This is a genomic window from Streptomyces sp. NPDC018947, assembly GCF_044390505.1.
GTDB lineage: Bacteria > Actinomycetota > Actinomycetes > Streptomycetales > Streptomycetaceae > Streptomyces.
In genome coordinates this window covers 1-10,774 of record NZ_JBIRZD010000012.1, presented here as the reverse complement: position 1 = coordinate 10,774, position 10,774 = coordinate 1, and the positions used below count along the sequence as shown (strand labels likewise).

The window sequence follows — 10,774 nt, the reverse complement described above, 5'->3', positions numbered from 1 at the left end:
TCGGGTTTGGGGGGGGCTTGGGGGGGGGGCCCCTCCTGCTGAAACCCGCGGGGGCCCACGGAACCCCCGGGCGCCCGGGGGGGGGCCCCCGGCGCGCGCGGGCCCCCCACCGCAGTCGTCACGGGAGTCGTTCGGATCAGAAGTCGAACTGGTCGATGTTGGCCTTGTCGAAGACGGTCGGCTCGCCCGGCGAGACGACGCCGTCCTCGCCCAGGGTGAAGGTCCCCAGGTCGCCGGCCTTGAACGTCTCGCCCTTCTGACCGGTGATCTGGCCGGACTCCAGGGCGACCGCGGCGTGCGCGGCGAGCCCGCCGAGCTTGGCCGGCTCCCACAGCTCGAACGCCTCGACGGTGCCGTTCTTGACGTAGGCGCGCATGTCGTTCGGGGTGCCGAGACCGGTGAGCTTGACCTTGCCCTTGTACTTGGAGCCGGACAGGTACTGCGCGGCGGCCTTGATGCCCACGGTGGTGGGGGAGATGATCCCCTTCAGGTCCGGGTACTCCTGGAGCAGGCCCTGGGTCTGCTGGAACGACTTCTGGGCGTCGTCGTCCCCGTAGGCGACCTTCACCAGCTTGATGTCCTTGTAGGCGGGCTTCTTCAGCTCCTCCTTCATCACGTCGATCCAGGCGTTCTGGTTCGTCGCGGTCTGCGCGGCGGACAGGATCGCGATCTCGCCCTTGCCGCCTATCTGCTTGGACAGCAACTCGACCTGGGTGCGCCCGAGGTCCTCGGTGGAGGCCGGCGAGACGAACACCTGGCGGCAGTCCTTGTTGGTGTCGGAGTCGTAGGTGACGACGCTGACGCCGTTGCGCATGGCCTGCTTGAGGGCGGTGCACAGCGCGCCGGGATCCTGCGCGGAGACGGCCATGGCGTCGACCTGCTGCTGGGTCAGCGTGTTGACATAGCTGACCTGACCGGCGGTGTCGGTGCCGCTGCTGGTGCCGACCTCCTTGTAGGTGGAGCCCAGTTCCTCCAGGGCCTTCCTGCCGCCGGCGTCGGCCGTGGTGAAGTAGGGGTTGTTGACCTGCTTGGGCAGGAACGCGACGGTGAGGCCCTTCTTGGTCTCCGCGTTGGGGTCGGCCTTGCCGGCCGCCGCGCTGCCGCCGTCCTTGGACGCGTCGTCCTTGGTGGTGCCGCCGCAGGCGGTGGCGCCGAGAGCGAGGGCGGTGACCGTGGCGAGGGCGAGGCCGAGACGGCGCGATCTGGCGGTGGTGCCGAACATGGAGGGTTCCTTTACCTGTGCGGGCGGGGGAGTGGTCGGTGTACCGGAGGGTGCTGGGAGGAGGAGAGCTACGCGGACGAGGCCGTGGCCGGCGGGGACGACGCCGTTCGCGCCCTGGCCCGGGCCTGGGAGATCCGGCGGCCGATCCGGGGAGCCAGGACGGAGATCACCAGCAGCACGCCGGTGGCCACGGTCTGGGACTGGGCGGTGACGTTCAGCAGGCTCATGACGTTCTGCATCGTGCCGAGCAGGAACACGCCGGCCACGGCGCCGCCGAGCGTGCCCTTGCCGCCGTCGAAGTCGATGCCGCCGAGCAGCACCGCGGCGATCACGGACAGTTCCAGTCCGGTGGCGTTGTCGTAGCGGGCGCTGGCGTAGTGCAGCGTCCAGAAGACACCGGTGAGGGCGGAGACCACGCCCGTGGACACGAACATGGCCAGCTTGAGCCGCTTGACCCGGATGCCGGCGAAGCGGGCGGCCTCCTCGGAGGAGCCGATGGCGAACAGCGAGCGGCCGAAGCGCGTGGCGTGCAGCAGGACGACCGCGATCGCCAGCAGCACGACGAAGGGCACCGCGGCGTACGGGAGGAACGTGTCACCGAACCGGCCGGCCCCGAAGTCCAGGTACTGCGCCGGGAAGTCGGTCACCGAGTCGGAGCCGAGCACGATCTGCGCGATGCCCCGGTAGGCGCCGAGCGTGCCGATGGTCACGGCCAGCGACGGCAGTCCGAGCCGGGTCACGAGCAGCCCGTTGACCAGGCCGCACACCACACCCAGCAGCACGCACAACGGGATGATCGTCTCGATCGCCATACCCGCGTTCCACAGCGCCCCCATCACGGCGCTGGAGAGGCCGGCGGTGGAGGCCACCGAGAGGTCCACCTCGCCGGACACCACGAGCATCGCCATCGGCAGCGCGATCAGCGCGATGGGCAGCGTGTTGCCGATGAGGAAGGACACGTTGAGGGCGTTGCCGAAGTTCTCGACGAAGGAGAACGAGCAGATCAGCAGGACGACCAGCAGGAGGCCGACCGAGGTGTCCCAGCGCAGTGCCCGGACGGGACGGGAGAGCGCGGGGGACTTGACGGCGGTGTCAGACATGACGGGCACTCCTCGTCCGTGCGGCCTTCTTGCGCAGCGCCCCGGCGACTCGCAGCGCCAGGACGCGGTCCACGGCGATGGCGAGCAGCAGCAGGAAGCCGTTGATGGCGGTGACCCAGACCGAGCTGACGCCCAGGGCCGGGAGCACACCGTTGATGGAGGTCAGCAGGACCGCGCCGAGCGCGGCGCCGTAGACCGTGCCCGATCCGCCAGTGAAGGCGACGCCGCCGACGACCACGGCACTGACCACGATGAGCTCGTAGCCGTTGCCGGTGTTGGAGTCGACGTTGCCGAACCTGGCGAGGTAGAGGGCGCCGGCCAGTCCGGCGAGCGCGCCGCACACCACGTAGGCCGTCATGATGCGGGCCCGGACGGGGACGCCGGCGAGCCGGGCGGCCTCCGGGCTGGACCCCAGGGCGTACATGTCGCGGCCGCTGCGGTAGCTGCGGAGGTAGTGGGCGACGACGACCAGCACGGCGACGGTGAGCAGGGCGAGGTAGGGCACCACGAGGATGCCGTCGTGGCCGAAGTCGACGAAGCCGCCGGGCAGGTCGCTCGCGGTGATCTGGCGGGAGCCGACCCAGATCGAGTCGATGCCGCGCACAATGTAGAGGGTGCCGAGGGTCACCACCAGGGCCGGCACCTTGCCGAGGCTCACCAGCGCACCGTTGACGACGCCGAACAGCGCGCCGATCACCACCGCCAGCAGCACGGCGACGAGCGCGTTGCCGCCGTCCTGGAGGTAGAGCCCCGCGGCGAAGGCGGAGATGCCCAGCACCGAGCCGACCGAGAGGTCGACGTTGCGGGTGATGACCACCATCGCCTGGCCGATCGCGACCAGCACCAGGATCGTCGCGTTCAGCAGCAGGTCCTTGATGCCCTGCTGCGAGAGGAATTCGCCGTTGGACAACTGGGTGGCCCCGAGCATGATCACCAGGACGGCGATCACGGCCAGTTCGCGGGCCTTGAATATCTTGTCCATGAGCCGCCGCGCGGCCACGGACTCGGGTGCGACGTCCTGCCGCACCGGTTCGACGGTCGTGGTCATGCCGCCTTCCTCCCTCGGTCGGCGCGGCCGGTCGCGGCTGCCATGACGGTTTCCTCGGTGGCCTCGGCCCGGGGGATGTCGGCGGTCAGCCGGCCCTCGTGCATCACCAGGACCCGGTCGGCCATGCCGAGGATCTCCGGCAGGTCGGAGGAGATCATCAGCACGGCGACCCCGTCGGCCGCGAGCGAGGACAGCAGGCGGTGCACCTCGGCCTTGGTCCCCACGTCGATGCCGCGGGTCGGCTCGTCGACGATCAGCACCTGGGGTGCCGTGGCGAGCCACTTGGCGAGGACGACCTTCTGCTGGTTGCCGCCCGAGAGGGTGCCGACGACGTCGGCCAGCCGGGCGTACTTCACCTGGAGCCTGGTCGCCCAGTCCACGGCGCGGCTGCGTTCGGCCGCGCGGTTCATCAGCCCGGCACGGGAGGTGGCCGCGAAGCCGGTGAGTCCGATGTTCCGCTCGATGGACATGTCCATCACCAGGCCCTGGGCGCGGCGGTCCTCGGGCACCAGGGCGATGCCCGCGGCCATGGCGACGCTGGGAGCGCCCGCCGGAAGCTTCCGGCCGAGCACCTCCACCTCGCCGCCGTCGAAGCGGTCGATGCCGAAGACGGCCCGGGCCACCTCGCTGCGGCCCGCCCCGACCAGTCCGGCCAGGCCGAGGATCTCGCCGCGCCGGACGTCGAACGAGACGTCGGTGAACACCCCCTCGCGCGTCAGCCGGCGCACGCTGAGGGCGACCTCGCCGATCCTCGTCTCCTGCTTGGGGTACAGCTCGTCGAGATCGCGGCCGACCATGCGCCGGACCAGGCCGTCCTCGTCGAGTCCGGAGAGCGGCTCACTGGCGATCCAGGCACCGTCGCGCAGGGTGGTGACCCGCTGGCACAGCTCGAAGATCTCCTCCAGACGGTGCGAGATGAACAGCACCGCCGATCCCTGCTCGCGCAGCGTCTTGACCACGCCGAACAGCCGGGCCACCTCGCTGCCGGTGAGGGCCGCCGTCGGTTCGTCCATGATCAGCACGCGGGCGTCGAAGGACAGGGCCTTGGCGATCTCCACGAGCTGCTGGTCCGCGATGGACAGGCCGCGCGCCGGCTGGTCGGGGTCGAGAGCGACGCCGAGGCGGGAGAAGAGGTCGGACGCCGCCTGCCTGACCGCGCGATGGTCCACCCGGCCCAGGGAGCGGCGCGGCTGCCGTCCGATGAAGATGTTCTCCGCGACGGACAGGTCGGGGAAGAGCGTCGGCTCCTGGTAGATCACGGCGATCCCCGCGTCGCGGGCGTCCGCCGGGCCGTGGAACTCCACCGGCTCGCCGTCGAGGAGGACCGTGCCGGTGTCCGGACGGTGCACGCCCGCGAGAGTCTTGATGAGGGTGGACTTGCCGGCGCCGTTCTCGCCCGCCAGGGCGTGGGCCTCTCCCGCGTAGAGTCGCAGCGAGACGCCGCGCAGGGCCCGGACGGCGCCGAACGATTTACTCACTCCCTCCAGGGCGAGCACCGGAGTGGTCTCCGGTTCGGGATGAGTCATGGGCTGTCTCCAGTACGTGTGCCGGGCGGGAACCCCGCTGTGAAATGTTTCAACGGGGTTGCCCGGAAGCTAGCTTCGACTTGTCCGGAACGTCAAGGGTCTGGGCGCCACACAGTTGCCGGAAGTTGCCGACGGAGTGGGCGGGGGCGCCTGGAAGCCCAAGTGATCTGCGCAGTCGTCGGGCTCACGGACCTGTCTCGGTACCGCGTGCCCGCGATCGGGCCGTGGGGTCACCGAGCTGCCCGCGGCCCCTTGACGGGGTTTCGGTCACGGGCTAGTTTCAGCGGCAGCCTGAATCGATTCACATGAGGGTCGTTCAAGTGCCCGCGACGGCACAACTTGCGTATTCAGAGGTGGACATGCCTGACATCACTGCTGTGAAGACCGCACTCGCCGACCAGCGGGTCGAGACGCCTTCCTGGGGCTACGGGAACTCCGGAACGCGTTTCAAGGTGTTCGCGCAGCAAGGCGTGCCGCGCACACCGCGCGAGAAGCTGGACGACGCGGCCAAGGTGCACGAGTTCACCGGCATCACCCCCCGGGTGGCGCTGCACATCCCCTGGGACAAGGTGGACGACTACGCGGCGCTCGCCGCCCACGCGAAGGACCGCGGCCTGGAACTGGGCGCCATCAACGCCAATGTCTTCCAGGAGGACGACTACAGGCTCGGCAGTGTCTGCCACCCGGACGCCGCGGTGCGGCGCAAGGCCCTCGCGCACCTCATGGAGTGCGTCGACATCATGGACGCCACCGGCTCACGCGATCTGAAGCTGTGGTTCGCCGACGGCACCAACTACCCCGGCCAGGACGACGTCGCGGCCCGCCAGGACCGTCTCGCCGAAGCCCTCGGGGCCGTCTACGAGCGCCTCGGCGACGACCAGCGGATCCTCCTGGAGTACAAGCTCTTCGAGCCCGCCTTCTACACGACCGACGTCCCCGACTGGGGCACGGCGTACGCGCACTGCCTCAAGCTCGGCGACAAGGCGCAGGTCGTCGTCGACACCGGCCACCACGCGCCCGGAACCAACATCGAGTTCATCGTGGCCGTCCTGCTGCGCGAGGGGAAGCTCGGGGGCTTCGACTTCAACTCCCGCTTCTACGCCGACGACGACCTCATGGTCGGCGCCGCCGACCCCTTCCAGCTCTTCCGGATCATGCACGAGGTCGTCAAGAACGGCGGCCTGGACCCCGCCGCCGGCGTCGCCTTCATGCTCGACCAGTGCCACAACATCGAGGCCAAGATCCCCGCCGTCATCCGGTCCGTGATGAACGTGCAGGAGGCCACCGCCAAGGCGCTGCTCGTCGACGCCGAGGCGCTGACCGCGGCGCAGGCCGAGGGCGACGTCCTGGCCGCCAACGCCGTGCTCATGGACGCCTACAACACCGACGTGCGCCCCCTGCTGGCCGAGATCCGGGAGGAGCGGGGCCTGCACCCCGACCCGGTCGCCGCCTACCGCGCGAGCGGCTGGCAGGAGCGGATCGTCGCCGAACGCGTGGGCGGCGAGCAGGCCGGCTGGGGCGCCTGACCCCCGGACCCCCGCGCCCCGCATCCCCGTCGTCATCCCACCGAAGGAAAGATCACCATGGCCTCCGCCATCCACCCCGAAGTCGCCGGGCTCCTGGCGCGCTCGCACCGGCTGGGCTCGGATCCCCGCAACACCAACTACGCCGGCGGCAACACGTCCGCCAAGGGCACCGCCACCGACCCGGTCACCGGCGGCGAGACGGAGCTGCTGTGGGTCAAGGGCTCCGGCGGAGACCTGGGCACGCTGAAGGCCGAGGGACTGGCCGCGCTGCGCCTCGACCGGCTGCGCGCGCTCAAGGACGTCTACCCCGGCGTCGAACGCGAGGACGAGATGGTCGCCGCCTTCGACTACTGCCTGCACGGCAAGGGCGGCGCCGCGCCCTCCATCGACACCGCCATGCACGGCCTGGTCGACGCGGCCCACGTGGACCACCTGCACCCCGACTCCGGGATCGCCCTGGCCTGCGCGGCCGACGGCGAGAAGCTGACCGCGGAGTGCTTCGGCGACAAGGTCGTCTGGGTGCCCTGGCGGCGCCCCGGATTCCAGCTCGGCCTGGACATCGCCACCGTCAAGGAGGCCAACCCGCAGGCCGTCGGCTGCGTCCTCGGCGGCCACGGCATCACCGCGTGGGGCGCCACCTCCGAGGAGTGCGAGGCCAACTCGCTCCACATCATCCGCACCGCCGAGGCCTTCCTCGCCGAGAAGGGCCGCCCCGAACCCTTCGGGCCGGTGACCGACGGCTACGCGCCCCTGCCCGACGAGCAGCGCCGCGCCCGCGCCGCCGCGCTCGCCCCGCACATCCGCGCCCTCGCGTCCGCCGACCGCCCGCAGGTCGGCCACTTCACCGACGACGACGTCGTGCTGGACTTCCTCGCCCGCGCCGAACACCCGCGCCTCGCGGCCCTCGGCACCTCCTGCCCCGACCACTTCCTGCGCACCAAGGTCCGCCCGCTGGTCCTGGACCTGCCGGCCGACGCCCCGCTGGAGCAGGCCGTCGCCCGCCTCCAGGAGCTGCACACCGAGTACCGCGCCGAGTACCGGGCCTACTACGAGCGGCACGCCGTCCCCGGCTCGCCCGCCATGCGCGGCGCCGACCCCGCCGTCGTCCTCGTGCCCGGCGTGGGCATGTTCTCCTTCGGCAAGGACAAGCAGACCGCCCGCGTCGCCGGTGAGTTCTACGTCAACGCGATCAACGTGATGCGCGGCGCCGAGGCCGTCTCCTCGTACAGCCCCATCGAGGAGTCGGAGAAGTTCCGCATCGAGTACTGGGAGCTGGAGGAGGCCAAGCTGCGGCGGATGCCCGCGCCCAAGCCGCTGGCCACCCGTGTCGCCCTGGTCACCGGGGCCGGCTCGGGCATCGGCAAGGCCATCGCCCACCGGCTCGTCGCCGAGGGCGCCTGCGTCGTGGTCGCCGATCTCGACGCCGAGGGCGCCGCGGCCGTCGCCGAGGAGCTCGGCGGACCCGACCGCGCCGTGGCCGTCACGGTGGACGTCACCAGCGAGGAGCAGATCGCCGCGGCGTTCGCCGAGGCGGTCCTCGCCTTCGGCGGCGTCGACCTGGTCGTCAACAACGCCGGCATCTCCATCTCCAAGCCGCTGCTGGAGACCACGGCCAAGGACTGGGACCTCCAGCACGGCATCATGGCCCGCGGCTCCTTCCTGGTCTCCCGCGAGGCCGCCCGGGTGATGACCGCCCAGAAGCTCGGCGGCGACATCGTCTACATCGCCTCCAAGAACGGCGTCTTCGCGGGCCCCAACAACATCGCCTACGGGGCGACCAAGGCCGACCAGGCGCACCAGGTGCGTCTGCTGGCCGCCGAGCTCGGCGAGCACGGCATCCGCGTCAACGGCGTCAACCCCGACGGAGTCGTCCGCGGCTCCGGCATCTTCGCCGGCGGCTGGGGGGCCCGGCGGGCCGCCGTGTACGGCGTGGAGGAGGAGAAGCTGGGCGAGTTCTACGCCCAGCGCACGCTGCTCAAGCGCGAGGTGCTGCCCGAGCACGTGGCGAACGCGGTCTTCGCCCTCACCGGCGGCGACCTGACCCACACCACCGGGCTGCACATCCCCGTGGACGCGGGCGTCGCCGCGGCCTTCCTGCGCTGACCCCGGACGCGCCCCGACGCCGGTGCGGCACGCGCGGCGGCATCGGGGCGCACCACGGCCCGCCGGACCGGCCCGTCACCGGCCTCCCGTCCCACCTCTCCGGCCCCTCCGTCCCTCCCTCCCCGTCCGACCACTCCTCGCCGCGCCCAGCGGAGGTACCACCACGTGACCACCACCCCGGCCTCCTCGGCCTTCCCCTCGGCGTTCGCCGCGGTCGACCTCGGGGCCACCAGCGGACGGGTGATCCTCGGCCGCGTAGGACCGGACAACCTCGACCTGACCGAGGTCCACCGGTTCTCCAACACCCCCGTACGCCTGCCCGACGGACTGCACTGGAACCTGCTCGCCCTCTTCCAGGGAACCGTCGACGGACTGCGGGAAGCCGCCCGGGCCGGCTCGGTCGCCTCCGTCGGAGTGGACACATGGGCGGTGGACTACGGGCTCCTCGACGCCGACGGCGTCCTTCTCGGCAACCCGTACCACTACCGCGACAGCCGCACCGACGACGCCGCCGAGCGGGTCCGGCCCCACGTCGGCCCCGAGGAGCTGTACCGGATCACCGGGCTTCAGCACCTGCCGTTCAACACCGTCTTCCAGCTCGCCTCGGCGGCCGGCAGCAGCCAGATGCGTGCGGCGCGCACCCTGCTGCTGATCCCGGACCTGCTGGTCCACTGGCTGACCGGATCCGTCGGCGCGGAGGTCACCAACGCGTCCACCACCGGGCTGTTCGACGCCCGCACGGGCACCTGGTCCGCGGAACTCCTCGAGCGGCTCTCCGTCGACCCCGGTCTGCTGCCACCGCTGCGGCGCCCCGGCGACCCGGCGGGCACCCTCCTGCCGCACGTCGCCGACCACACCGGTCTCGACGCGGGCACCCCGGTCGTCACCGTGGCCTCGCACGACACCGCTTCCGCCGTCGCCGCCGTCCCGGCCACCGAGCCGCACTTCGCCTACATCTCCTGCGGCACCTGGTCGCTGGCCGGCCTCGAACTGGACGCCCCGGTCCTCACCGAGGCGTCCCGGGCCGCGAACTTCACCAACGAGCTGGGCGTGGACGGCACCGTCCGCTACCTCCGCAACATCATGGGCATGTGGCTGCTGGAGGAGTGCCGCCGGACCTGGGACGCCCAGGGACTGCCCACGCACATCCCCGAACTCCTCGCCGAGGCCGCCCGCTGCCGCGCGTTCGGCGCCGTCGTCGATCCGGACGACCCCGAGTTCCTCGCCCCCGGCGACATGCCGGAACGCATTCGGGACCACTGCCGCCGCACGGACCAGCCCGTCCCCGACAGCCAGGGTGCCGTCGTCCGCTGCATCCTGGAAAGCCTCGCGCTGGCCCACCGCCGCACCCTGAGACAGGCCGCCGAACTCGCGGGCCGCGACATCACCCACATCCACCTCGTCGGCGGCGGCTCCCGCAACGACCTGCTCTGCCAGCTCACCGCCGACGCCACCGGCCTGCCCGTCATCGCCGGGCCCACCGAGGCCACCGCCCTCGGCAACATCCTCGTCCAGGCCAGAGCCGCCGGACTGGTGGCCGACCTCGCCGCGATGCGCCGGCTCGTCGCCTCCACCCAGCACCTCAGGCGCTACAGCCCCCGCGGCGACAGCGCCGCCTGGGACGCGGCAGCCGCCAGGCTCACCCCCGCCCGAACGGAACCCCGATGCGCGTAGCCCTCTTCGCCACCTGCGTCAACGACGCCCTCTACCCGTCCACGGCGATCGCCACCGTCAAGGTCCTCGAACGCCTCGGGGTCGAGGTGGACTTCCCCGCCGCCCAGACCTGCTGCGGCCAGCCCCAGTACAACACCGGCTACCGGCGCGCGACCGAACCGCTGGTGCGCCGCATGGCCCGCGCCTTCGACGGCTACGACCACGTCGTCACCCCCTCCGGCTCCTGCGTCGCCATGGTCCGCGACAACTACCCCCGGATCGGGGCCAAGGCGGCTGCCGAGGGACGCGGCCGGGAACTGGCCGGCGCCGCCGTCTCCCTCGTGCCGCGCGTCATCGAGCTGACCGAGTTCCTCGTCGACGTGCTGGGGGTGACCGACGTGGGCGCGTACTTCCCGCACACGGTCACCTACCACCCGTCGTGCCACGGACTGCGCATGCTCGGTCTGGGCGACCGGCCGCTGAGGCTGCTGCGGGCGGTCAAGGGGCTGGAGCTGGTCGAGCTGCCCGGTGCCGAGGAGTGCTGCGGCTTCGGCGGCACCTTCGCGGTGAAGAACGCCGACGTGTCCGCGGCGATG

At 71.6% G+C, this 10,774-nt stretch carries 8 protein-coding genes; 4 read left to right on the top strand and 4 right to left on the bottom strand.

Features of this window, described 5'->3' with window-relative positions; genetic code table 11:
- Nucleotides 1-136: 136 nt before the first annotated feature.
- From rhaS to ACH499_RS22380, 4 genes are all read right to left on the bottom strand, one after another.
- A complete protein-coding gene (gene rhaS / locus ACH499_RS22395; protein WP_356207301.1) occupies nt 137-1,222 on the bottom strand; it encodes a rhamnose ABC transporter substrate-binding protein in 1,086 nt (361 codons plus the stop codon).
- 68 nt (nt 1,223-1,290) lie between these two features.
- Nucleotides 1,291-2,322 (bottom strand): ABC transporter permease, encoded by a 1,032-nt coding sequence (locus ACH499_RS22390; protein ID WP_399017814.1) that lies wholly within the window; start codon nt 2,320-2,322, stop codon nt 1,291-1,293.
- Nucleotides 2,315-3,370 (bottom strand): ABC transporter permease, encoded by a 1,056-nt coding sequence (locus tag ACH499_RS22385; protein WP_399017812.1) that lies wholly within the window; start codon nt 3,368-3,370, stop codon nt 2,315-2,317. The genes ACH499_RS22390 and ACH499_RS22385 overlap by 8 nt, the downstream gene beginning before the upstream one ends.
- A complete protein-coding gene (locus tag ACH499_RS22380) occupies nt 3,367-4,896 on the bottom strand; it encodes a sugar ABC transporter ATP-binding protein (RefSeq protein ID WP_356207309.1) in 1,530 nt (509 codons plus the stop codon). The genes ACH499_RS22385 and ACH499_RS22380 overlap by 4 nt, the downstream gene beginning before the upstream one ends.
- A gap of 359 nt (nt 4,897-5,255) precedes the next feature.
- On the opposite strand from ACH499_RS22380, the gene rhaI reads away from it, so the two are divergent.
- The 4 genes from rhaI to ACH499_RS22360 form a co-directional block, all read left to right on the top strand.
- Entirely contained in the window at nt 5,256-6,422 is a 1,167-nt protein-coding gene (gene rhaI, locus ACH499_RS22375) for an L-rhamnose isomerase (RefSeq protein WP_399017810.1), read from the top strand.
- Between the two features lie 57 nt (nt 6,423-6,479).
- Nucleotides 6,480-8,525, top strand: coding sequence for a bifunctional aldolase/short-chain dehydrogenase (locus tag ACH499_RS22370; RefSeq protein WP_399017808.1), 2,046 nt, complete (start codon nt 6,480-6,482; stop codon nt 8,523-8,525).
- A gap of 165 nt (nt 8,526-8,690) precedes the next feature.
- Entirely contained in the window at nt 8,691-10,199 is a 1,509-nt protein-coding gene (locus ACH499_RS22365; protein WP_399017806.1) for a rhamnulokinase family protein, read from the top strand.
- Nucleotides 10,190-10,774 (top strand): (Fe-S)-binding protein (locus ACH499_RS22360; RefSeq protein WP_399017804.1); only part of this gene is annotated, 585 nt, incomplete at its 3' end. The genes ACH499_RS22365 and ACH499_RS22360, both read left to right, overlap by 10 nt.